This is a genomic window from Arthrobacter sp. NPDC093139, assembly GCF_044754165.1.
Classification (GTDB): domain Bacteria; phylum Actinomycetota; class Actinomycetes; order Actinomycetales; family Micrococcaceae; genus Arthrobacter.
This window is the reverse complement of the sequence record NZ_JBIVOO010000007.1, coordinates 115,871-138,931: the sequence shown is the minus strand read 5'-3', so window position 1 is coordinate 138,931 and position 23,061 is coordinate 115,871. Positions and strand designations below refer to the sequence as shown.

At 67.2% G+C, this 23,061-nt stretch carries 17 protein-coding genes; 7 read left to right on the top strand and 10 right to left on the bottom strand.

From position 1 onward, the window contains the following. Nucleotides 1-25: 25 nt before the first annotated feature. Nucleotides 26-1,123 (bottom strand): histidinol-phosphate transaminase, encoded by a 1,098-nt coding sequence (hisC, locus tag ACIP90_RS13000; protein WP_400579737.1) that lies wholly within the window; start codon nt 1,121-1,123, stop codon nt 26-28. Nucleotides 1,124-1,216: 93 nt separating this feature from the next. Between hisC and ACIP90_RS12995 the strand changes: the two genes are divergently transcribed. The 3 genes from ACIP90_RS12995 to ACIP90_RS12985 all read left to right on the top strand — a co-directional run bounded on the left by ACIP90_RS12995 (nt 1,217) and on the right by ACIP90_RS12985 (nt 4,032). Next, on the top strand, nt 1,217-1,729 hold the full coding sequence (locus ACIP90_RS12995) for an Lrp/AsnC family transcriptional regulator (protein ID WP_400579736.1): 513 nt from the start codon (nt 1,217-1,219) through the stop codon (nt 1,727-1,729). Between the two features lie 110 nt (nt 1,730-1,839). Next, complete coding sequence (locus ACIP90_RS12990; protein WP_400579735.1) at nt 1,840-3,513, top strand: thiamine pyrophosphate-binding protein; 1,674 nt, start codon at nt 1,840-1,842, stop codon at nt 3,511-3,513. Nucleotides 3,514-3,714: 201 nt separating this feature from the next. Further along, nucleotides 3,715-4,032, top strand: coding sequence for a hypothetical protein (locus ACIP90_RS12985; protein ID WP_400579734.1), 318 nt, complete (start codon nt 3,715-3,717; stop codon nt 4,030-4,032). A 95-nt stretch (nt 4,033-4,127) separates the two neighbouring features. On the opposite strand, the gene ACIP90_RS12980 is transcribed toward ACIP90_RS12985, so the two are convergent. Genes ACIP90_RS12980 through ACIP90_RS12970 form a run of 3 tightly spaced genes read right to left on the bottom strand, consistent with a single transcriptional unit; the run spans nt 4,128 to nt 8,811 of the window. Continuing rightward, a complete protein-coding gene (locus ACIP90_RS12980; protein WP_400579733.1) occupies nt 4,128-5,102 on the bottom strand; it encodes an NAD-dependent epimerase/dehydratase family protein in 975 nt (324 codons plus the stop codon). Beyond that, entirely contained in the window at nt 5,099-7,795 is a 2,697-nt protein-coding gene (locus ACIP90_RS12975; protein WP_400579732.1) for an alpha/beta fold hydrolase, read from the bottom strand. Before ACIP90_RS12975 ends, ACIP90_RS12980 begins: the two co-directional genes overlap by 4 nt. Next, on the bottom strand, nt 7,789-8,811 hold the full coding sequence (locus ACIP90_RS12970) for a 3-oxoacyl-ACP synthase III (protein WP_400579731.1): 1,023 nt from the start codon (nt 8,809-8,811) through the stop codon (nt 7,789-7,791). The genes ACIP90_RS12975 and ACIP90_RS12970 overlap by 7 nt, the downstream gene beginning before the upstream one ends. Nucleotides 8,812-9,390: 579 nt before the next feature. Between ACIP90_RS12970 and ACIP90_RS12965 the strand changes: the two genes are divergently transcribed. The 3 genes from ACIP90_RS12965 (at nt 9,391) to ACIP90_RS12955 (ending at nt 13,248) form a co-directional block, all read left to right on the top strand. Next, nucleotides 9,391-10,416, top strand: coding sequence for a DUF808 domain-containing protein (locus ACIP90_RS12965; RefSeq protein ID WP_400579730.1), 1,026 nt, complete (start codon nt 9,391-9,393; stop codon nt 10,414-10,416). Between the two features lie 315 nt (nt 10,417-10,731). Continuing rightward, the gene (locus ACIP90_RS12960; RefSeq protein ID WP_400579729.1) at nt 10,732-11,583 is read left to right on the top strand and encodes a fumarylacetoacetate hydrolase family protein; all 852 of its coding nucleotides are present in this window, start codon (nt 10,732-10,734) and stop codon (nt 11,581-11,583) included. Between the two features lie 54 nt (nt 11,584-11,637). After that, nucleotides 11,638-13,248, top strand: coding sequence for an FAD-dependent monooxygenase (locus tag ACIP90_RS12955; protein ID WP_400579728.1), 1,611 nt, complete (start codon nt 11,638-11,640; stop codon nt 13,246-13,248). A 226-nt stretch (nt 13,249-13,474) separates the two neighbouring features. Here the strand turns inward: ACIP90_RS12955 and ACIP90_RS12950 are convergent, their stop codons facing one another. The 5 genes from ACIP90_RS12950 to ACIP90_RS12930 form a co-directional block, all read right to left on the bottom strand. Then, the gene (locus tag ACIP90_RS12950) at nt 13,475-14,626 is read right to left on the bottom strand and encodes a flavin reductase (RefSeq protein ID WP_400579727.1); all 1,152 of its coding nucleotides are present in this window, start codon (nt 14,624-14,626) and stop codon (nt 13,475-13,477) included. After that, complete coding sequence (locus ACIP90_RS12945; RefSeq protein WP_400579726.1) at nt 14,623-16,077, bottom strand: MmgE/PrpD family protein; 1,455 nt, start codon at nt 16,075-16,077, stop codon at nt 14,623-14,625. Before ACIP90_RS12945 ends, ACIP90_RS12950 begins: the two co-directional genes overlap by 4 nt. An 8-nt stretch (nt 16,078-16,085) precedes the next feature. Next, nucleotides 16,086-17,609 carry a 4-hydroxyphenylacetate 3-hydroxylase N-terminal domain-containing protein gene (locus ACIP90_RS12940; protein WP_400579725.1) on the bottom strand — a complete coding sequence of 508 codons (1,524 nt, stop codon included), beginning with the start codon at nt 17,607-17,609 and terminating at the stop codon, nt 16,086-16,088. A 152-nt stretch (nt 17,610-17,761) separates the two neighbouring features. Then, nucleotides 17,762-19,285 (bottom strand): carboxylesterase family protein, encoded by a 1,524-nt coding sequence (locus ACIP90_RS12935; RefSeq protein WP_400579724.1) that lies wholly within the window; start codon nt 19,283-19,285, stop codon nt 17,762-17,764. Beyond that, nucleotides 19,282-21,273, bottom strand: a complete 1,992-nt coding sequence (locus ACIP90_RS12930; protein WP_400579723.1) for a flavin-containing monooxygenase — start codon at nt 21,271-21,273, stop codon at nt 19,282-19,284. Before ACIP90_RS12930 ends, ACIP90_RS12935 begins: the two co-directional genes overlap by 4 nt. 136 nt (nt 21,274-21,409) lie before the next feature. Between ACIP90_RS12930 and ACIP90_RS12925 the strand changes: the two genes are divergently transcribed. Then, nucleotides 21,410-22,123: a GntR family transcriptional regulator gene (locus ACIP90_RS12925; RefSeq protein ID WP_400579722.1), complete on the top strand. Its 714-nt coding sequence runs from the start codon at nt 21,410-21,412 to the stop codon at nt 22,121-22,123. A gap of 127 nt (nt 22,124-22,250) precedes the next feature. On the opposite strand, the gene ACIP90_RS12920 is transcribed toward ACIP90_RS12925, so the two are convergent. Then, nucleotides 22,251-23,057: an ABC transporter ATP-binding protein gene (locus ACIP90_RS12920; protein WP_400579721.1), complete on the bottom strand. Its 807-nt coding sequence runs from the start codon at nt 23,055-23,057 to the stop codon at nt 22,251-22,253. Nucleotides 23,058-23,061 lie beyond the last annotated feature (4 nt).

The following is a 23,061-nucleotide window of genomic DNA, read 5'->3' as shown; positions in this document are numbered from 1 at the left end:
GTTAGGGGTAAAGTTCAGTCGGTTGTCAGGCCGCGTGGGCTGCCAAGAGTTGGAGCACGCGATCGTTGGAGGTGGGATCGGCAACGGTGATCCGCACGCCGTCGCCCTGGTATGCCCGGACCAGGATGCCCGCGCGGTCGAACGCGTCCACCAGCCCCGCCAGGAGATGGTCATCGGCCCGGATCCAGAGGAAGTTGCCCTGGCTCGGCTGCAGTTTCCAGCCCTGGGCTTCCAGCTGTGCGGCCATCCGGACGCGTTCCTGCCTGACGGCGGCCACCCGCGCTTCCATCTCCTCCCCCGCGTCCAGCGACGCGATGGCCGCCTTCTGGGCGAGCGCGCTCACGGCGAAGGGAAGGGCGGTGCGGCGCAGCCCCTCGGCGATGGCCGGCGCCGCCACGGCGTAGCCCACCCGCAGGCCGGCCAGTCCGTAGGCCTTCGAGAAGGTGCGCAGGACGCAGACGTTCGGGTACCGGCGGTACAGCGCCAGGGAACCGGGGCCGCTGCCTGCTTCGGCGTATTCCACGTAGGCCTCGTCGATCACCACGAGGATGTCGGAACGGACGGATTGCAGGAAGGCCTCGATGCGTTCATGGCTGATCGGGACGCCGGTGGGATTGTTGGGCGTGCAGAGCAGGATGACCTTGGTGCGGTTGGTGACGGCCGCGGCCATGGCGTCGAGGTCGTGGCCCTCAACGCGGTCCAGCGGGATGCGGACCGGCCGGGCGCCTGCCAGCTCAACCAGGATGGGGTACGCCTCAAACGAGCGCCACGCGAAGATCACTTCATCCCCGGCGTCGCAAAGTCCGGTGATGATCTGCTGGAGGACGCCGACGCTGCCGGGTCCCACCGCGACCTCTCCGGCCGTGACGCCGAGGTGGCGGGCAATCCGCTCACGGAGTTCGACGGCGGCACTGTCCGGGTAGCGGTTCATCGTACCGGCCGCTGCGGCCACCGCAGCGGCGGCAGCGGGCAGTGGCTTGTAGTGGCTTTCGTTGCTGGCGAGGGCAGCAATGTCCATGCCGGCGCTGCGCCGGCCCGGGACGTAGGGCGGAAGTCCGGCCACAGCACCACGAAGGGTGGGAAGAGCGGTGTCCGGTGCGGTCAGGAGCTGATCACGGGTCATGAGGACCGATCATGATTGTGACCCGGCCCACAATGCAAGATACCCTCAAGCCATTGGGACTTCTGCTCAACCTCTAGTGACTGTGATGAAAATATGACCATCCCGAACCCCCGCACCCTCGATTCCCTCGACGGCAGGATCATCCTGGCCCTCGACAAGGATCCGGAAGCCAGCGCCCTGGCACTCTCGCGGACGCTCGGCGTCGCACGCAACACCGTCCACGCCCGGCTGGCACGGCTCGAGCGCAGTGGCGCCCTCCGCTCCTTCAGCCGGAGGCTGGATCCCGCCGCGCTTGGCTATGACCTGATGGCCTTCCTCTCGCTGTCCATCAGCCAGACCCGGACAGGCGCGGTGGAAGACGGGCTCGCCGCGATCCCGGAGGTCATCGAGGTGCACGCCACCACCGGGGACGCGGACCTCATGGCCAAGGTGGTGGCACGCAGTACGGCCGATCTCTACCGCATCACCAACCAGATCCTGGAAATCGAGGGGATCCAACGGACCAGCACGGCCATTTCCGTGCTGGAACTCATGCCGCCCCGCTACGACGGCCTCCTGAGCCGGCTATCCGAGCAGGAATCCCCCCTTCCCGCTAAGCGAGGGTGATGCACGCCACAAGTGCGCAAATTTTCAGTTGTGGATCCACCTCCCTGCCAAATATCCCAATCAAACTGGACTCTCTTGCCTATCTGCAGACCAGCCCAGAAGATTCCTGCATGACTTCACTTACCGTCTCCGGCCGCGTGGCGCAGGTTCTCAGCAGCTATCTCAGCGATGTCTTCGGCGTCATGGGCAACGGAAACGTCCACTTCCTGGACGCCGCGGAAAAGCTGGGCCTCCGCTTCTCCCCCGTCCGCCACGAGGGCGCCGCCATCGCCGCGGCCGACGCCTACTACCGGACGTCAGGACGCCTCGCAGCGGGCACCACCACCTACGGCCCCGGCTACACCAACGCCCTCACCGCCCTGGCCGAGGCGGTTCAGGCGCAGATCCCGGTTGTGCTCGTCACCGGGGACGCGCCTACCAGCGGCGCCCGGCCTCAGGACGTGGACCAGGCGGCCATCGCCGCGGGCCTCGGCGCGGCCACCTTCACCGTCACCCGCGACGCCGCGGGCTCGATCACCCAGCAGGCGGTGGAGTACGCGCTCAGCAAGCGGACCGCCGTCGTCATTGCCATTCCGTACGATCTCGCCGCACTCGACGCTGCAGATGAAGAGCTTCCCGAGCCCCTGGCACCGGCGGTGAGTGACGACGCCGACGGCGGCCTCGGGCAGGTAGCCCGGCTGCTCGCCGGGGCGAAGCGTCCGCTGATCCTCGCCGGCCGCGGTGCACACCTCGCCGGCGCCGGCCCGGAGCTCCGGGAGCTCGCCGACCGCCTCGGCGCCCTGACCGCCGGAACCGCCCTGGCGCTCAACCTCCTCCAGGGCGAGGGGTACCTCGGCGTCGCGGGCGGCTTCGGCACGGACACCGCGGCCGGGCTCATGGGTGAGGCCGATGTGGTCCTCGTGGCCGGGGCAAGCCTGAGCGCCTTCACCATGCGGTTCGGGCACCTGCTCGGCCCGGACAGCACCGTTATCCAGATCGACGCCGCCCTGCAGCCGACGCACCCCCGGGTGGACCTGTTCGTCAGCGCGGACGCGAAGTCTGCCGCGGGCCACATCCTCCGGATGCTGGATGGCCCGGCCTCACCGAGCGCCGGCCGCGCGGAAGCCTGGCGCGCGGAAGCCCGCAAACGCCTGGCCGAAGGACCGGCGCACCACCCGGGCGCCGACGTAACCGCGGACGGACGGCTGGACCCGCGCGCCCTTGCCGCCGCCCTGGACGCCGTGCTGCCGGAGCGCCGCACGGTGGTCCAGGACGGCGGGCACTTCATGGGCTGGGCACCCATGTACTGGCGCATCCCGAGGCCCCAGGACCTGGTCATGGTGGGGACCGCTTACCAGACCATCGGGCTCGGCCTTGCCAGCGCCGTCGGGGCAGCCCGGGCAGTGGAGGACGGCCGCACCCTGGTGCTGGCCTCCGGTGACGGCGGTTTCCTGATGGGCCTGTCCGACCTCGAATCGCTCATTGCCGCGGCAAGCAGCGCCGTTGTCGTGATCTACAACGACGCCGCCTACGGCGCCGAGATCCACCAGTACGGCTCCGGTGGCCTGACCGAAAAGCCCATGCTGATCCCCGAGGTGGACTTCAGCGGCGTCGCCCGCGCGCTCGGTGCCGAGTCGGCGATCATCCGCTCACTGACAGATCTTGAGGCGCTCCAGGACTGGATCGACGCCGGCGCCAAGGGAACCTTCGTGGCCGACTGCCGCATCACGCCGAGCGTTCGGGCCCCGTGGATGAGCGAGTGGATGAAGGCATCGCAGGCCGCGAAGGCGGCCGTGGCGGGGTAGTTTGCGGAGCCCGTTGGACCGGGCGCCACCCTCGGAAAAGCAGGCACCCATGCGGATACACGTCGTCGGAGCCGGAGCCACAGGCGGGGCGTTCGGTACGCTCCTGCAGGAAGCATTGATTGGGCATTTCTCCCCTTTGCACCGCCCGCCGTGGGGACTAGCGTGATCTGCATCAGTGTCCACCGCCGTCGAGGAGCCGTCATGGCCGGGTTTGTGCAGATCATCGAATTCAAGACCTCCCGCATCAAGGAGATCGAAGAGCTGGGCCGTCCCTCAAGAACCGAGGGAAGCACCCAGCCCACGTTCCGCCGCATTGTTGCCACGGCGGACAGGGACCATCCCGGGACCTATTTCACCATCGTCGACTTCGATTCCTTTGACTCCGCGATGGAGAATTCCGGTCGGCCGGAAACCTCGGAGTTCGCTGCCAAGATGGCGGCACTGTGCGACGGCCCCGTGATCTTCCACAATCTGGATGTCATGTGGGAGGACAACGGAAATGGTACGGGTGACGGCTAGAAGCAGGACGTGGCCTCTGTAAGTCCCGCTCGCGAGCGGGCCGCCGTCGCAATTTACGACGGCGGCCCGCCGGCAGGCTGCCATGCGCCTGATACCTAAGACCCGGACCTATAGTGCTCCGCCAGCCTCGCCAATCCCTCATCAATCGAGACGGCGGGCGTCCAGTTGAGGAGTTCCCGGGTCTCGCGCTGGTCGAACCAGTGGGCGGTGGAGAGCTGCTCGGCGAGGAACCGGGTCATCGGCGGCTCCTCATCCCGCGCCGCCCAGGTCCAGAGCTTCTCCACTACCGCCCCCGCCGCCCGCGCCACCCCACCGGGCACGCACCACGAGGGCGCGGGGACACCTCCCGCGGCGCAGATGCCTGCCAGCAGCTCCCCCACCGGCCGCGGCTCGCCGTTACTCACCACCAAGGCCCTGCCGTGCACGTGTTCCATGCGGTGCAGCGCGGCGACGATGGCCGCTGCGGCGTTGTCCACGTAGGTCGTGTCGATCAGGGCCGCACCGGCGTCGAGCAGCGGCAGGCGGTTACGGCTGGCCCGTGCCAGGACCCGTTCCACCAGCTGGGTGTCCCCGGGGCCCCAGACGATGTGGGGCCGAACGGCTGCGACCCGGAATTCCGGAGCGTCGGCTGCGAGCGCCAACAGCTCAGCCTCGGCCTTGGTGCGTGAGTAGTCACCGTGCGCGCGCTCCGGGTCAGCCGGCTCCGCGCCAAGCCCGGCGATGGCGGCACCGGAGTTGGCCACAGACGGGGAGGACACATACACCACGTCCCGGACTCCGGCCGCACGGGCGCGATCCAGCAGGCGGCGCGTTCCTTCAACATTCACCTCATCGAACTCCGCGGCGCGGCCCGTGAAGGAAACCTTCGCTGCCAGGTGGATGATTCCTTCTGCGCCTTCGACTGCTCTCCGGAGCGCTTCAGCGTCCGTGACGGACCCGCAGAAGTCCGTGGCGCCGTCGACCCCTGACGGACGGCGCTGGAAGGTGGCTACGTCATGGCCCTGGCGCACCAGCAGCCGGGCAACTTCTCCCCCGAGCAGCCCGCTTGCTCCGGTGACGAGGACCCTCATGGCTTTCCTGGCCGGCCGCCGGCCAGCACCCGCGTAGCCCAGCGGGACAGCCGGCTCCTGTCGATCTTGGCGTTGTGCCGGATGTCGGTGGGCTGTGCGGGGACCTGGAGCACAGCGGATACCTGGACGCCGGCCTCAAGCGCTGCCCTGCGGACACTCCCGGCGAGCTGCGGCGCAGCAGGGCCGGCTTTCCGCGCGGCCGGGACGGTCTCGACGACGGCGACCACGGCCTGGGTGCCCGCCGGTCCGACGCCGGTGATCGCCGCAAGCCGGACGGCGTCCAGGCGTTCGATGGCCTGCTCCGCGCCCACGGGCGTCACCACAGCACCAGGCGCCGTGACCACATGGGCGAGGCGTCCCTCCACCCACAGCCGGCCGGCGCCGTCGAAGTGCCCCACATCGCCCGTGCGGTGCCATCCGGGCACGCTGCTGCTTTCCCGCTGGACCAGCCAGAGCCTGTCATACGCTTCCTTGACGTGCGGGGCGCTAACCAGGAGCTCACCGGTTATTCCGGGTTCCATCAAAGGCTGGGATCCTGGTGCGGTACCGTCCGCGGCCAGCGGCACGACGGCCACCCGGGCGCCATGCACCGGCCACCCCACGCACACGCCGTTGCCTGCTCCCAGTACGGTGCCGGCGGCAGCATCGGCGTCGGCGGCCTGGATCTGTCCCAAGCTAATGTCGGTAACCGGCAGCGCCTCAGTCATCCCGTACGGGGTATGCAGCGCGGCCCGGGGCAGCAGCCGCTGCACCTCTGCCAGCAGCGGTTCCGGGACGGGCGCGCCGGCAGAGAGCAGCAACCCGATGCCGTCCAAAGCTTTACGCCCTGCTTGGTCCAGGTCATCGCGGGTGGCAAGGACGTTTCGCAACGCGGCCGGCGAGGCGAAGACCACCGTAGCGCCGATCGCCGCGGCGGCGCCGGCGAGCGCGCACGCGGTCAGGGTGCGGGGCGCGGTAACGTCCATGGCCGGCGTCACGGACACTGCTCCGAGTGCCGGTCCCAGCAGGGCGAACGGTGCAAAACCGGCCACCAGTCGTGCACCGGGACGGATGTCGAAGGTTGCGGCCACCGTGTCCCGCATCGCGGCAAGCTGCCGGTGGGCATAAAGCACGCCTTTGGCGGGCCCGGTCGAGCCCGAGGTGAAGAGTACGGCGGCCGGGGCATCCGGATCCACGCTGTCCCCCGGCTGCGATGAACCGCGGCCGGCACCGGTATGCGCCAGCGCGTCGAGAGAGGCTTCGACGCCCAGCATCCGACGGCGGGCGGCCGGGAGCTCCCGCACACTGATCCGACGTCCAGGCCAGCCGAGCACTGAGGCGGCCGCGAGCGCCTTGTCGATTCCGATCAGGAAATCGGGGGTGGCGCCCTTCACGGCGCGGCTGAGGCCCTTGGTTCCCAGTCCGGCGTCGGCCACCACCACCACGGCGCCCAGCCGGAGGCAGGCGTAGAGGGCAACGGTCAGGTCCACCCCCGGCGGAACCATCAGGCTCACCCGGCTGCCGCTGTCCACGCCGGCTTCCCGCAGCCCCGCGGCCAGGTCCAGGATGTTCCGGTCCAGCTGCTGCCAGCTGAGCGAGCGGGCCACCGTACCGTCCGGCGCCATTTCCGCGACGGCGGTGTCCGCTCCCGCGGGCCCTGCCGCCTGCCTGCCGAGCAGGTCCCACAGGGGCCGGAATTCCGCCTGCTCCGGCTCAGCTGCATGGTCCAGCCGCTGGCCGCCGGGCGTCATGGCGTCCGCTTCCGCGGATGAGTTTTCGCGGTCGCCAACGTTTTCGGCGAGCCACTGGAAGACCGGCGCGGCAATGTTCCGGTCTTCCGCCAGAAGATGGCCGGCACCTTCAAAGCGGTGCACATCGGCGTGCGGAAACCTCGTGATGAGGTCCTTGAGGTACCGGTCCGAAAAAACGGGATCCCGTGGGCCCCAGAGCATCAACGCCGGGACCTTCAACCCGCGCAGCCTTTCCGCGACGCCGGTGAGCGCGGGAAAACTCGGGTGGGAGGCATCCACGGGGATGTCCGCCACAAAGTTTCCTACTCCAGCGCGGCGGTGGGCTTCTCGGTAGGGAGCCATGTAAGCTTTGCGGACGTCGGCGGGCAGCGGCGGGTGGGCGAGCGAGTGCGTCACCCGAAGAAACGCGTCCGTCGTCGTCGTTCCCCAACCGTGGACAGCGGGGTGCAGGGCAAGCCGCAGGGCCGGCGGGATTGCCGAATCGGAGGGTTGGTGGACGGCCGTGTTGGTCAGCACCACCCCGGCGAGGTGCTGCGGGTGCGCCAGGGCCCAGCCCAGGCTGATCACGCCACCCCAGTCGTGGCCCGCTGTCACCACAGGCCCGTCCAGGCCGAGAGCGTCGGTCAAGTCACCCAGGTCGTTGATGCGGTCAGCCAGGCCCCGGAACGTGCCGGTGCGCTCCGAGTAGCCCATGTCCAGTTGGTCCACCGCCACAACACGCCACGGGTGGGCGGCATCTGATCCGGCTGCCAGCAGCGTCCGCCACAGGTACGACCAGGTGGGGTTGCCGTGCACGCACAGCAGGGTACCGGCGGGAGCCAGGCCCAGGCGGGAGAGCTGGGCCCCGTTGTCCAGCAGGTGCCAACGGCGGACCGTGCCCGGCGCATCGGCGTCCGAGGTGGAGGCGACTTCAATGGTGCGCGACCATTCCGGGTCCACGCCAGGCCAGTCTGCGGTTACCAAAGAATCTCCAGCATGGCGGTGTTCAACCCGGATCCGACGCCCATGCACAGGACCCGGTCCCCCGCTTCAAGGGATTGGGCCTCGGCGGCGAGGGTCATGGGGAGGGAGGCCGGGCCCACGTTGCCCCAGTGAGGAAACGTGATGGGCACCTTCGCGGGGTCCAGGTTGATGGCGTCGATAATCGCCTGCGTGTAGGCATTGCTCACCTGGTGGGTGACGTAGCGGTCCATGGCGGTCCAGTCCCAGTCCGGCCGGGCTTCATGCCAGGCGTCGACGACGAGCTGGAGGCCGCCGTCGAGCAGTCCCTTCGTGTCGGTGGTCATGCCGTCAAGGCCGCCCACGCACAATTCATGGTGTTCGGTGCCGGCGCGCATCACCCCGCCGGCGATCCGGTGGGCACCGGGATGCTTGTCGGCGGGGCCCAGGACGGCGGCAGCAGCTCCCGACCCCAGGGTGAGCGTGGCGAACTCCCGGTTGAAGTCCTCCCGCGTGGTCTCGGGCCGCTGGAGGCGGGCCAGCGTGGCCTCCTGGGTGGCCTCGGCATCCTCGGCATTGACGATCACCGCGTACCTGATCTGCCCCGAGTCGATCATGCTGGCCGCCAGGGTCAGGCCGTTCACGAACCCCAGGCAGGCGTTGGCCACGTCGAAGTTCATGGCCGACGACGGCAGGCCGAGTCCGTGATGGATCTTTACCGCGACGGACGGTTCAAGGTTCCGCCGCGTCACCGAGGTGTTGATCAGCAGGCCGACGTCGGACGCTTCGACGCCGGCCTCGGCCAGGGCTTTGGCGCCCACCTCGGTGGCCGCATCATCAAAAGAGGTCCCGGCCGCCCACCAGCGGCGATGCGTGACGCCGGCAACACGCTCAAGCAGCCCGGGCGGGAAGTTCAGCCGCTGCAGGGTCGAAGCCAGCCTGCAGTCAAAATCCGTAGAACTCACGATCCTGGGAGCCTCGACACTGCTGACCGAGAGCAGCGCGGTGTTGCTGTGCCGGAATGTTGCATTCCCTGCCAATGAAAGCCCCTGTTCGTTTCCGTCCTACATCGTTGCGGTGACTTTACCCACAAGCGCACGATCCTGTTGGGAAGTACCGCAACAACCCAGACGTACACCCCGAGTCAGACCCGACCCCGCCGTTGGCCGACTGACCGAATCGCCATTGGTAAGCATGCTTAGAATACAGTTTGCATCGACAGGCGAGCCCATATGTGACGAAAACCCCGGCATGATCTCATCATGCCGGGATTTCCGTTTTCCGCCATGCGGTGACCACGCCGCCAGGATCCGCATGAGAAGACGGCCACCAGGCCATGCCATGAGCAAACCGGTGATCAAGGCCGCAAAGCACCAAAGATTGGCCCACCAGAAGTACCGGCGCATTGCAGCAGCCGTAGCGGTTGGACGCTCCCGGTTTGGCCCGCCGCCGGCCGGCGGTTGGATCGCCGTGCCGCCCCAGCGGACGAACGACATTTCCGCCTTTCACTCCCGTCGATGGGCTGTCCGCCGTCGATATACTGCAAACATGCCAATCACACGCCTCGACATAGGCAGCCGCACTCAGCCGTCCACCCTTGAGCAGCACGGGGGCGATCTGTGAGCGGCGGTCTCGTCGCCCTGCTGGATGACGTCGCAGCCCTGGCCCGCATAGCGGCCGCATCGGTGGACGACGTCGCTGCCGGAGCGGCCAAAGCGGGGGCCAAGGCCGCCGGCGTGGTAATCGATGACGCCGCCGTTACCCCGCAGTACGTCTCCGGGGCGGACCCGTCCCGGGAACTGCCGATGATCAAGCGGATCTTCTGGGGTTCGCTCCGGAACAAACTGCTGATCATCCTGCCGGCCCTGCTGCTTGTCAGCGCCTTCGTCCCATGGGCCATCCCGTTCATCCTCATGCTGGGCGGCACGTACCTTTGCTACGAGGGTGCCGAGAAGGTCTGGCACAAGCTCCGGGGCCACCACACCGCAGAGGAAGATCATCCGGCGGTTGAACGTGGCCCGGAGGCCGAGGCCAAGGTCGTCAAGGGTGCCATCACCACAGACTTCATCCTGTCCTGCGAAATCATGGTCATCTCGATGAACGAGGTGGCCCAGGATTCCTTGCTGTCCCGGGCGATCATCCTGGTGGTCGTGGCCCTCGTGATTACGGTGGCCGTGTATGGTGCCGTCGCTCTCATCGTCAAGATGGACGACATCGGGATGCACCTGGCCGCTAAAGATTCCGCAGGCTCCAAGCGCTTCGGCGAGCTGCTCGTCAAGGGGATGCCCGCCGTGCTGGCCGGGATAACCTTCATCGGAACGATCGCCATGCTGTGGGTTGGCGGCCACATCATGCTCCAGGGGGCCTATGACCTCGGCTGGCACGGTCCGTACGACCTGGTCCATGTCCTCGAGCACCCCTTCGAGGGGATCGCGGTGGTTGGCGGCTTCCTGGCCTGGCTCGTGAACACGTTGTGCTCGGCAGTCATCGGACTCGCCTGGGGCATCGTCGTCATGGTTATCGTGCATCCGCTGCTCAAAGCGCTGCCGTTCGGCAAGAAGAAGGGCGGGCACGAGGAGGGCGACATCCGCGCCGAACTTGCCGGCTACCGGCCGGCGAAACGTGACGCCGATCCCGACGCTTAGCTAGCGGCCCGGTGTAAGTCACCTCGCTCCGCGGTTACTGGCGCCGCCGCAGCACACCCGCTTTGCGCAACGCTGAGGCGGTTCCGGTCAACGTCCGCCCACGTACAGCTGCTCGCGACTCCGGGCTGCGTTGAGGGCAGCCACTGCTCCGCCTTCTAGATGCCTGGGATCCGGCTGCGCTATAGCCAGAATGCGTAAATGCAAGATAATGTATTCTTTGTCAAAGGATGCATATTAGTCCTGCCCGCAAAGCGGCCGGCAGGACACCAGCGCATCACACCCGGGCGCGCCGCCGCCGCGAAAGGAACCACCATCATGAACTACGCAAGCTTCGTATCCGCAGACGGCTCCCCCACATGGGGCATCATCGCCGACGGCCGGGCCTACGATCTGGGGCCCAGCGGAGCCAACCTTGCCCGCACGCTCCGCGCCGCCGTCGAGCAGGGAATCTTCGGCACCGTCGGGGAAGAGTTCCGCAACGCCCCGTCCCGTGCCGAGGCGGACATCGAGTTCCTCCCCGCCGTTACGGATCCGGGCAAGATCATCTGCATCGGCGTGAACTACCGCAGCCACCAGGAAGAATCCGGCAAGACGGAGCAGAAGGCCCCCACCATCTTCACCCGTTTCGCCGACTCCCAGATGGGGCACCTGCAGCCGGCCCAGATGCCTGCCACCACCACCAAGTTCGACTATGAAGGCGAAATGGCCTTGGTCATCGGCAAGGAGGCGTTCCACGTGGCCGAAGAGGACGCCTTTGACTACGTCGCCGGCTACGCCGCCTACAACGACCTCAGTGTCCGCGACTGGCAGCTCGCCGCCTCCCAGTGGATCCCCGGCAAGAACTTCCCCGGCACAGGCGGCTTCGGCCCCTACCTCGTTCCGGCGTCGGACCTGGGCGACGTCAACGGGCTCACCCTGGAAACCCGCGTCAACGGCGACATCCGGCAGAAGGCCTCCGTGGCCGACCTGTACTTCACCATCCCGCAGCTGATCGCCTACGTCACCGGCTTCACCCGGCTCTCCCCCGGCGACGTGATCGTCACCGGCACCCCCGGCGGCGTGGGCCTGTTCATGGAACCCTCCGGCCTGCTCTCCGAAGGGGACGTCGTCGAGGTGGAAATCACCGGCTTGGGCACCCTGAAAAACACGGTGGAACTCGTCTCCTGACCCGCCCTGCTCCCGCCCGACTGCAATCTCACAGGAACGGAACTTTGATCGGCAATGGACAAAATCATCGAAACCGACGTACTGGTCATCGGGGCCGGGCCCATCGGCCTGGCTGCCGCGAACCTGCTGGCGGACCAGGGCGTCAACGTGATGCTCGTTGAACGCCGTGCCGGTACAAGCGACGAACCGCGGGCCATCAGCGTCACCGACGAGACGCTGCGGGTCATGCAGCAGATCGGCATTCTGGACCGGCTCGCGCCGGAGATGCTCATGGACACCGGCGCGCGCTACTTCGGCCGGAAGGAACAGCTGCTGGCCGAAGTCCACCCGGCCAGTCCCCGGCTGGGCCAACCCGGCAAGTCGCAGTTCGACCAGCCCGTCATGGAATCACTGCTGCTTGACGCCGCCCGGAGCCGTCCGCTGATCGATATCCGCTTCAATACTGAAGCGTTCCGCATCACGGACGCCCCGGGGCACGCGGACACCGTGCTGGTCGACGAGGACGGCCAGCACACCGTCCGCTCCAAGTGGGTGGTGGCGTGCGACGGCGGCCGCAGCCCGGTCCGCTCCCAGCTCGGCATCCCCATGGAAGGTTCCACCCAGGTACAGAAATGGATCGTGGTGGACATCATCAACACCCCCGGTGAACCGGAACGGTTCTCCGAGTTCCACTGCAACGGGACACGTCCCGTCGTAGTGGTCCCCGGAGTCCGCGGCCGCCGCCGCTACGAGTTCATGCTCCTCCCTGGCGAGGAAGCTGCAGCGGTCACGTCTCCGCAGGCCATCATCAAGCTCATCGAGCCGTTCCAGACGATCGCCGCTGAAGACATCCGACGCGCGGCCGTCTACGTTGCCCACCAGCGCGTGGCAGTGAACTACCGCGTGGGACACGTCCTCCTCGCCGGGGACTCCGCCCACATGATGCCTCCGTTCGCCGGGCAGGCCCTGAACGCCGGGATCCGCGACGTCGCCAACCTCGCTTGGAAGATCGCCGTGAACGTCCAAGGCACCGGCACCGACGCCCTCGTAGACACCTACCAGTCCGAGCGGCGACCGCACGCGGTGGACATGGTGCGCCTTTCGCACCGGATCGGCAAAGTGGTGATGAACGTCAACCCGGCGCTCACCGCCATCCGCGACGCCGCGATCACCGCGTCCGGCATCGTTCCCACGGCCAAGAGCTGGCTTGCCGGCATGAAGTTCCTCAAGCAGCCGCACTTCACCGACGGCTGCGTGGCGGACCCGGGCAATGAAGTTCCCAAGCGGGCGGCCGCCCTGGTAGGCCGCTCCCTGTCCCAGCCGCAGGTCACGCTGCCCACCGGCGACGCCGTCCCGCTGGACACCGTCCTCGGTATGGGCTGGGCACTGCTGTACTTCCCCCACGATCGCCGCGCACCCCTTGAGGTCCGGCGGCTGGACAAAGTGGAGAACAACGACGGCGGCCCGCACCTCGCGCTGACCGGCGCCACGGCCGTCACCGATGCCAGCGGCGCATTCGCGGCTGTCGCCGGCAGCGGTATGACCCTCGTGGTGCGTCCCGACCGTTACGTTGCAGCAGCCACTACCCCAGACACCGAGCAGGCGGCATTTGAAGCGCTCGCCGCTTACGTGCCGGAACTGCCGCTTCTGTTGCAGCCTGCAGCAGGACAGCCGGCTGCGCGCTGACAGACACCGGGAGGGGAGCCGACGGGCGAAAGGAACAAGGGAGCGGGGAGGCCGTTGGGGGCTCCCCGCTCCTTTGCTGTCCGCCTCCCCGGGACTGTCCGCATTGTGCTGTCCGCGTACGGCGCACGGTTAACGCGAACAGTTAACGAACAACGACGGCGGGGCCGCACCCGCCGGGATCGGAATCCCTGGGTGCGGCCCCGCCGTCGCTGTTTGCAGCTGCTGTTTACACCTCGCCGCCGTGGCGCTCGATCACGTCGCTCGCCAACTGCTTGCCGAAGGAAGTGTGCAGGCGCAGGGCCTCGGCGGCCCGCTCGTGGTCGTGCTCCTTCAGCGCTGACGTGAGCTCCACGATGTGGCTGTGGTCCATCTTCCGGGCCCACTCTTCACTGTTGAGGGCCTCCCGCCAGACCGTGCCGATGCCCAGGCGGCGGAAGGCGTCGGTGAGCTGGGCGGAGCCTGCCACGCTGACGAGCCGGTTGTGGTACTTCGCATTGGTCTTGAGGAACTTGTCCAGCGCTTCCTTGCCGCCCTGGCGCAGCAGGGCCAGCTCGTCCGTAAGCCGGCTCAGTTCCGCAAGGTCCTCCTCCGTGAACTTGTCGAAGTGGCTGGCAAGGACCCCGAGTTCAATGGTGAGGCGGCCGTCGTAGACGCTGTCCGTCAGCTCGCGGGTGATGGGAGCGGAGAGGAATTCGCCCCTGTCCCCCCGGATGACGAGGGATTCGGCCGTCAGCTTGACCAGGGCATTGTGGACGTTGTGCGGATCGGACTTGGCCTGGGCAGCGATCTCGACCGGATCCAGCGCGTGGTGCAGCGGCGTGCGGCGTCCCAGCACCCAGTCACGCACGGCGTCGTAGGCCGCGAGCTCCTTGACCCGCTCCAGCCGGCCGAAGGCGCCGCGGAAGTACGCCAGCGGCTCGCCCGCACCCGCCTTGGCGTCCGTGACCTGGCCGAGGAATACGGTGTGCGTGCCCCCGGTGGGCGTTTCTGCAACGCGGCAGACGATGGTGGCAAGGGCGCCGTCCAGCATGGGTACGCCCTCCGCCGACAGGGTGACGGAGACGCCGTCGAACTTGTCCCCGCCCTTGCGTCCGAACTGCATGGCGAGGTCGCTCTGGTCCTCGGCCAGGATGTTGATGCCGAACACTCCGGCCTTCAGCACGGCGTCGTGCGTGGAGCTGGAGCGGTTGAGGCAGGCGAGCATCATGGGAGGCTCCATGGACAGCGACGACACCGCGGACGCCGTCGTGCCGTAAAACTCGCCGTCCACGACGGTGGTGATCACCGTGACGCCGCTGGCGAAGTGGCCCACGACGTGGCGGAAAACAGCGGGATCGACAGTGACCTCCGCCGCGGGAACAACCTGATGTGTATTCACTTGATCCTCCTGGGATGTATTGCTGAAAAGTGGGGTGTGAAGAGTCTGATGAGTGGTGCCAGGCTGTCCAGCTCCTCAAGGCGCTGGATGAGCTTTACCGCTTCCTCGGCGTTCCTGCGCGGGGTCCTGCCGCCGAACTCAACGTTGGCGTAGTACTTGTCCAGGATCTCCGCCTCGCTCATGGGGCTGGCATAGATGTCGCCCTTGGGCACGTCCGTCCTGGCCCTGAGCACCGAACCGTCCCGGAGCCGCAGCTCCACCTCGGCGGTCAGCGATTCCGCAGGCGGCAGCGAATCAACCAGCCGGATCTTGTCCAGCAGCCCCTGCAGGACCGGATCCTGCATGTGCTCGAGCGTGAGGTGTTCCGGCCGGACCGTCTTGTACATCAGGGCGGTGGCGGCGGTGAAACGGATGCTGAAGGCGCCCGAGACCTCAGGGCACTCCCCGATCACGAAGGGCTGACCCACGAAGCCCTTCAGGGTCCGCGGGGTCACGTGGATGAGGATCTCCGCGATCTCATCCTCGTTGAGCGTGTTCTCGGTGGCCAGCCGCACGCAGGCGTCCAGCGAGGGGTGGCTCGCCCGGCACGAGGACCACGGCTTGATCACACAGTCTGCATAGAACGCCTCGCCGAGCCGGCGGGTCACCTTCTCCGGCGCCGGCGATGAGCAGTACATGTCCAGGAACCCGTGCTGACCGCCAATGGCATCCGCAGGCCCGGTAAAGCCCGACTGCGCCAGCTCCGCGGACACGATCGCGTTGCGGGCGGCAAAGGCGATGGGCAGTTTGAACGCGAGGCTCTGGTCGAAGATGTTGGCGACGGTTCCGGACAGCTGGTTCACCGCCATGCCCAGCGCGTTCCGGACCTGGTGCGCGTCAAGTCCCATCAGTTTGGCGGCGACGGCGGTGCCGCCGAGGCCGTTGACGGTGCCGGTGTTGTCCTGCCCGCTGTAGACGTCAAATCCCGACGCCGCCGCGAGGCGCGCGGTGAGGTCGTCCCCGACGATCAGTGCGGTGAGCACGTCCCGGCCTGAGGACCGCTGCTGCTCGGCGACGGCCAGGGCCACCGGAACTGTGGTTCCGCTAATGTGGGCCGCGGTCTGCGTCTGGTCCTCGTATTCCGCGCCGATCGGCTCGAAGTCGTAGGACCGCATCATGACCGCGTTGACCATGGCCGCGTTGTGCGCCGGCAGGCGGGTGCCGTGGACCAGCACGCGGGATTCGGGAGCCCCGCCCCAGCTGCGGGCCAGGCTCAGCAGGGCGTCGTTGCCCTGGGCGCGGTGGCCGGCGGCGATGTTGCCCAAGGAGTCGATGATCCGGACCTTGGCCCGCGCCACGCTCTCGGCATCCAGGTTTTCGAAGCCGGTGTCAGCGACATGCCGGGCCACGGTGCCGGTCATGTTGTCCAGGCTGTTTTCGAGGCCGGTGGCTTCGGCGGTCTGGGCGGTCATTGCGGGACCTAGCTTCCGGCCCCGACGGCGAGCCGGTTGCCGGCAGGGACGGCGATCCGGTCGCCGGCAGGGACGCCGTCCGGCGCGAAGGGTGTGCCGTCGATTTCGTCGTACATGGCCTGGTAGGCGCCGGTTTCCCCGGCGGCCTGGGCCTTGCGGTGGTCGAGGGCGCGGGCACGGCCGATGCTGCCCAGGTAGAAGCGTTCGTAGAGCTCGATCCGGCTGCCCAGTGCCGAGCCCGCAAAGTCCCAGGCGGTGCGCATGATGCGGGCGCGTTCCTGGGCGCTGATGCCGTTGGCGCCGGGCAGGTACTTCTTCAGCAGGGGGCCAAGGCGCGGATCGTCGAAGGCGCCGCCCGTGGGTGTTGCCAGCAGGTTGTGCGAGCCCATGGTCTTGATGATTTCGTTGATCCGGATCATCCAGCCGGGCATGATGGCCCGCAGGGAGCTGATGTCGTCATGGCAGAAGAACGCTCCGCCGCCCCAGTCCGAGGCGCGCAGTTCCGCGGAGTGGATGGCCGCGCGGGTGAGGCGCAGGTACGTGTAGATTTCACCGAGCATCGCGCCGACGTCGGGCTTACTCTCGGTGCCCGTCACCTTGGCGATCTGCGTGCACAGGTCGTAGGCGAACTCCAGCTTCACGGCGGCACGGATAGCCGTCTGCTGCTGGGTGCTACCGGAGGCGGTGCCGGCATTTATGGAGTTGTAGACGTCCAGGTTGCCGTCGATGAAGACGCGCTCCCAGGGCACCAGCACGTCGTCGAAGATGATGACGGCGTCCTGCTCGTCAAAGCGTGCGGAGAACGGCTTGTCCGCAACATCAGCGTCCACACCGTAGTGGTCGCGGCAGATGGCGACGACGCCCGGGGTGGCCACCGGAATGGCAAAGGAAAGGGCGTACTCCTCGAACCCCTTCTGAATGGGCACCGCCGGGTAGACGTACAGCTCATCGGCGATCGGTCCGAGGGTGGCGAGCATCTTCGCGCCCCTGACGATCAGGCCTTCCCCGGTCCGCTCGACGACGCGCAGGGTGAGTTCCTCGTTCATGCCCTGCAGCTCGCCGACGCTTTTGTCGATCGCCGCGTGCACGATCGTATGGGTCAGCGCGAGGTCCTTTTCGATCACTTCGCGGTGGTACGCCGCAAGCCGCTGGTGATACACCGGGTCCCCGGAACGGTCGAAGATGTCCTTGCGGGACACGTGCCCGGCCAGGACCACGTTGACGTAGTCCGGTGTGCGGCCCAACATGCCGTTGGAGTACCGGGCCAGGCGGTCGAAGGCCCGGTGGCGGCGGGCGATGTCTTCCGTGTTCCTGGGGAGCGAGAGGCTCACGTTCATAGCCTCGCCGGTCTCCGGATGCGTGGTCAGGCAGTCCGCCGCGTACTTGTGCTGGTAGTCGAAGTAGCCGGCCATGCCGTCCACGGAACCTTTGAAGGCCGGGTGCTCAAGGACGGAGATGCGCTCCGCCCCCAGCCACACCTCACGGCCGTCATCCAGGCCCCGCTTGTACTCTGCTCCGGTGCGTGCAGTCACTGTGATCTCCTTCTAGCCTGATCCAGCACGTGGCCGGTTCGCTACATTTTAAGCTGAAAATATATTCTTGTTCGATTTTATATAACCTGCGGACCTTTGGCAATGGTCCGGCGGCAACAATCGGTGCGGCTTGGGGGCCGGGATAGCCGCCGCTAGCGCAGGGCGCGGAGTTCCGGTTCGAGGTTCCGTGGAACCAGTCCGCTGCCGGTCACGGCGTGCAGCACCGGGCGGTCGCGGGTGAACGGGCCCAGCGGCTCGCCGCTGCAGGACCGGGCGTTGCCGTCGGCAACGAAGCTAAGCAGCAGGGGCCGCAGCTGGTCGGATACCGCATCGAAGCTGTCCCCCGGGAAGCCGCGGAGCATCGGGGCGTCCTGCCAGTCCTCCCGGTTTCCGAAAAGGAACGGCAGGTCAAAGCAGTGTGGGCTGCCGGCCCCTTCAAGGCCGCTGGGGACCGAGAACCGGAGCAACGTCGACGCCACTCCTGCTGCGTCGGCCAGGCATGCCAGTTCAGTCGCGGCAAGGCGGAACTGGTGCAGGCTCATGGCCTCCACCAGCTTGGCGTGCGGCGTCCCTTCGGGCAGCCGCGCGTCCAGGAAAGCCAGGACGTCGCCGGCATCCTCGAAGTGGGTGGCCACGAAACCCGCCAGCTGCTCCGGACCCACGGCAGCCACCGGCACGGCGTGCAGGAAGGCCGCAGCCTCGTTGTCCGTACTGCTCAGCAGCAAAGACTGCACATGCAGGCAGGCTGCAGCACGCGTGAAGTCCATGGCCCAGTCCGGCACGAGCTCACCGTCTGCCCCAGGCATCAGCCCGAGGCCACGCCCCGCATATGCCCGGCCGACTGCGGCCTGGGCTTCAAGGATGGCCGCAATGGGCGCGGTGGCCAACAACCCGCCGTCGTCATTTCCGGGCCCCTCGCCGGCTCCGCCGCCGGCGAGCGCCTCCTTGGCGAGCGCCTCCGCAAGGAGGCCGTTGAACAGTTCCCGGCGTTCCTCATAGGCAGCGGGGCTGAGCGGCGGCTGCCACGGCAGGCTGAACAGCGCTGTCCGGCAAAACAGCCCCTTCGCAGCCGGGGCAAGGCTCAGGACATAGGCGTACCAGGCCCCGGCCGAATGCCCGGCGAGGGTGACGGCCTCGGGGTCTCCCCCGAACGCGCCGATGTTCGCCGAAATCCACCTGAGCGCCTGCAGGATGTCCTGCGCGCCCAGGTTCAGGGGCCTGTCGGAGCCGCCCAGCAGGGCCAGCGCGCCCAGCCGGTAACTGACGGTGACCACCACGGCGTTGCCCTCGGCGGCGAGCCGGGCGCCGTCGTACCAGCCGACGTTGCCGGCGCCGCTGATGAAGGCTCCGCCGGGGAGGAAAACGAGGACGGGCAGGTCCCGCGCGCCCTCGGGTGCCCAGATGTCCAGCAGGAAGGAGTCCTCGTTCTGCGGCAGCCGGGACAGTGCCGGGCCGATCAGCCAGTCCAGGGACCCGGGCGACTGTGGAAACACTGTGGGGCTGGCCTGCCCACGTCCGGGCGAGGGATCGCCCAGCGGCGAGAACCGGTCGGCTGGATCCAGCCGCTCACCGTAGCGGACCCCGGGAACGTGGACGACGCCGTCGGCCGTCTTTCCGAGGTATACCGTACTGCCGGTGGAGAAGGCTGCCGGGCCTGCGATGACGTCGGCGCTCATGCCAGCTGGTTGTAGTCGTCGAGGTTAACCGTGCGTGTGATCTTCCAGAAGTCCACCACCGGGTACGGCCAGATCTGGGAGACGCGGCCGAACCGGTTCTTGTACCAGGTCTGCACGGAGGGATGGCCCCAGGCCTTGGTGGCGCTGGCGGCATCCAGCTTTTCGATGAAGCCGTCCAGCACCTCCTGCTTGAGGTCCAGGCTCTTCAGGTCGTTTTCGACGATGATCCGGATGGCCTCGAGGATGTATTCGACGCCGTATTCCATCATGGAGTACAGGCTGCCGTTCACCACATGGCCCGTGTTGGGACCGGTGACCATGAACAGGTTGGGGAAGTTGGGAACCGTGATCCCGGCGAAGGCCTTCGCATCGCCGCCCCAGTATTCGTGCAGGTCCGTGCCCCTGCGGCCGGTGATCTGGAGGGGCTCAAGGAATTCGGAGGCTTGGAAGCCGGTGGCGTAGACGATGACGTCCACTTCGTGGAGCACGCCGTCCTTGGTGACGATGCCCTCGGGCACCATGCGCTCGAGGCCCTCGGTGACCAGCGTGGTCTGCGGTTTCTTGAGCGATTCGGCCCACACACCGTTGTCCCGGAGCATGCGCTTGCCGCCCACGATGTAGTTGGGCGTGACCTTGGCCAGCAGATCGGGGCGGTCCTGGTACTGCCTGGCCAGCATTTCCGTCAGTTCGCGGCGCACCTTCTCGTTCACGGCCGAGACGCTGCCCGGTTTGTTCCAGCCCGGCTCGGCGGCGGCGGTGTGCTGGCGTCCCTCCACTCCCAGCCAGTGCTGCCAGAACCGCAGCCACTGCCCGTAGTGCGGCAGCTTGCGGACCAGCCACTGGACCGAATCCGGCATGTCGTCGTAATAGCCCTTGGTGGGCAGCATCCAGGGCGAGCTGCGCTGGAACACCGTCAGCGCGGAGACCTGGTCCACGATGGCCGGAACAATCTGGTAGGCACTGGCACCGGTACCGATCACGGCCACCCGCTTGCCCGTCACGTCCACACTGTTGTCCCATTCGGCCGAGTGCATCTGGATGCCGGCAAAGGATTCCCGGCCGGCGACGTCCGGATACTTGGGCCGGTCAAGCTGCCCGACGGCGGTAATCACGGCATTGAAGCGGCGCGTCACCGGCCGGCCGCTGGCATCGATGGTGTCCACGTTCCACAGCCCCGTGGCCTCGTCATAGTCCGCGGAGGTGACCTCGGTGTTGAACTCGATGTTTTCCAGGATGCCTCCGCGCTCGGCCACCTGGCGGGTGTACTCGAAAATTTCGGGGCCCTGGGAGAACTGCTGCGGCCAGTCGTCACGCTGGGCGAAGGAGAAGCTGTAGGCGTAGTTGGGCGTATCCAGCCTCACACCGGGATAGGTGTTCTTCCACCAGGTGCCGCCCACGGTGTGGCCCTTCTCGAACACGGTGTAGGGCACGCCGGCCTGCTTCAGGCGGTAAGCCGCAGCCATGCCGGAGACGCCCGAGCCGATGACTGCGACGCTGAAGTCCCGGCCGATGGCGATGTCACGGAAGTTCCACTTCGGCTTGCCGCCCTGGCCCTCAACCAGGGCCATGTCATGCATGAGCATCGGATGGTATTCCGGGTTGGCTGCATTTGTGATCCACGTGAGGATGTCCTGCGCCTGCGCCTCGGTGAGTGTCCCGACGCCGGTCAGCTTCTCGTCCCGGACCCGCTTCAGTGCCGCGAATGCCAGCTCCCGGGCCTGTTCCTGCTGTTGGCCGTTCATGCCGCCATGGGGCAGGCCCATGATGTCGGCGGGGGGCTGCGGCGGACGGAGGTCGTCCCGCAGCAGCGAGAAGTCCCGGGTGACGGCAGCCAGGGCGACCATGAGGGCCGGCAGGTCCGAACCTTCCACGACTTCGCGGAGGAAGGCGTCGTCTTCCGTGATGGCCTCGTACTGGTCGCGCCAGTACAGATCGTCCACCACCGCCTCCCCTGAGGCCTGGACTGCTTCGGTGCTGGAGTTGGTCACGGCGGTTCTCCTTGTAATTGGGGATCTGCAGAGGACCAGCGATCAGGGTCTCTCGTGCGAGCTCCCTCTATTCTATTATTTGTTTTGCATAAGTCAACGAAGAATATATTCTAGTTCGGCCGCTACAATAATGCATATGGCGAAAAGTACCGATTCCGAGACGCTGAGCAAGCACATCCGGGATTCCCTGCGCGACGACATCCTGTCCGGCCGGTGGGCCCCGGGCGAGAAACTCCAGCTCACGGCGCTTTCAAAGCACTACCAGACCAGCAGCACCGTGATCCGTGAGGCCCTCACCCGACTGGTGGGTGACCGCCTGGTGCTCCTCAAGCCGAACCGCGGCTTCTTCGTGCCCACACTCTCGCTCTCCGAACTCAAGGACATCAACGAGCTCCGCTGCCGGTCAGAGGAGTTCGGAATCGGGCTGGCCATTGAGCGCGGCGACCTCGCGTGGGAATCCCAGCTCATCGCCGCCCACCACACTTTGGAGCGGACCCCCTACCGGGATTCCACGGACGACGCCCAGCTGACCGACGCCTGGAACCGCGCCCACCAGGCGTTCCATGCCAAGCTCCTGGAGGCGTGCGGGGTGCCCGTCCTGATCGACCTTTGCGCCACCCTGTCCGATCTCTCCCAGCTGTACGGCCGCTGGGCCGGCAGTGCCACCCGGTTCACCACGCGGGATGTCGCCCAGGAGCACCGGGACATCCTCGCCGCTGCCCTGCAGCGGGATGCCAAGAGCGCCTCCCGCCTGATCCGGGAACACTACGAGATAACGCTCAATGCCATCCTGAAGTCCGGCATTGACGACGGCGCCGGGCAGCACGGCGTGACGCCCGCCAAGGTCTGATTCGCCTGGAACGCAGAAGCCCGCCGTGAACCTCAGAGAGGTTCACGGCGGGCTTCTATGTGCAAGCGCAGCGGCGGAACAGCAGGCTGGCCGGCAGAACAGTTGGCGTTTCGGCCGAAGTGCCGGGTCAGTGGTTGCGGAGGCGGTGCAGGATGCGTGCGCGTGCCTCGGCGAAGCGCGGGTCCGCCTTGGTTTCAACCTGGTCCCGGTGATCGCCAAATCCTGTCTCGATCACGTCCACCACCGTCGCAGGCTTTTCGGCGAGCACGATGACCCTGTCGGCGAGGTACAGGGCCTCGTCGATGTCGTGGGTCACCAGGATGATGGTCACGCCCAGGTTGGACTGAAGATCAATCACCAGGTCCTCAAGATCGAACCGGGTCTGCGCGTCCACCGAGGCAAAGGGCTCGTCCATGAGCAGGACCTTGGCGTTATAAGCCAGCGCCCTGGCGATCGCGACGCGCTGCTGCATTCCCCCGGACATTTCCCACGGATATTTGTGGCCCTGCCCGGCCAGTCCCACGGCAGCCAGGTTCTTCTCCGCCGTTTCGTTGCGCTCCTTCTTGCCCACCCCGCGGCCCTGGAGCGGGAACGCCACGTTTTCCAAGGTGGTCATCCATGGCATCAGGGACCGGCTGTAGTCCTGGAACACCACGGCGAGATCACGGTGCGGTCCGCTGATGGCCTCCCCACCTACGCGCACCGCGCCGCTCTTGGGCCTGATGAGACCGGACAGAACCCGCAGCAAGGTCGTTTTGCCGACGCCGGATGGCCCCACGATCGAAACGAACTCACCGTCGTTGACGTCCAGGTTGAGGTTGTCGAGGATCCTGTTCTCGGAGTCACCAAGGCCGTAACTCATTGTCAGTCCTTGGACTTCGAGCAGAGGCGCCGTCGCTGTCTGCTCCTGCTCGGGTGCTGCCTGAACGGCCATGGTG

Coding starts and splice junctions, on each gene's coding strand:
- hisC (WP_400579737.1), bottom strand. CDS start 1,123: ATGACCCGTGATCAGCTCCTGACCGCACCGGACACCGCTCTTCCCACC.
- ACIP90_RS12995 (WP_400579736.1), top strand. CDS start 1,217: ATGACCATCCCGAACCCCCGCACCCTCGATTCCCTCGACGGCAGGATC.
- ACIP90_RS12990 (WP_400579735.1), top strand. CDS start 1,840: ATGACTTCACTTACCGTCTCCGGCCGCGTGGCGCAGGTTCTCAGCAGC.
- ACIP90_RS12985 (WP_400579734.1), top strand. CDS start 3,715: ATGGCCGGGTTTGTGCAGATCATCGAATTCAAGACCTCCCGCATCAAG.
- ACIP90_RS12980 (WP_400579733.1), bottom strand. CDS start 5,102: ATGAGGGTCCTCGTCACCGGAGCAAGCGGGCTGCTCGGGGGAGAAGTT.
- ACIP90_RS12960 (WP_400579729.1), top strand. CDS start 10,732: ATGAACTACGCAAGCTTCGTATCCGCAGACGGCTCCCCCACATGGGGC.
- ACIP90_RS12955 (WP_400579728.1), top strand. CDS start 11,638: ATGGACAAAATCATCGAAACCGACGTACTGGTCATCGGGGCCGGGCCC.
- ACIP90_RS12945 (WP_400579726.1), bottom strand. CDS start 16,077: ATGACCGCCCAGACCGCCGAAGCCACCGGCCTCGAAAACAGCCTGGAC.
- ACIP90_RS12935 (WP_400579724.1), bottom strand. CDS start 19,285: ATGAGCGCCGACGTCATCGCAGGCCCGGCAGCCTTCTCCACCGGCAGT.
- ACIP90_RS12925 (WP_400579722.1), top strand. CDS start 21,410: ATGGCGAAAAGTACCGATTCCGAGACGCTGAGCAAGCACATCCGGGAT.
- ACIP90_RS12920 (WP_400579721.1), bottom strand. CDS start 23,057: ATGGCCGTTCAGGCAGCACCCGAGCAGGAGCAGACAGCGACGGCGCCT.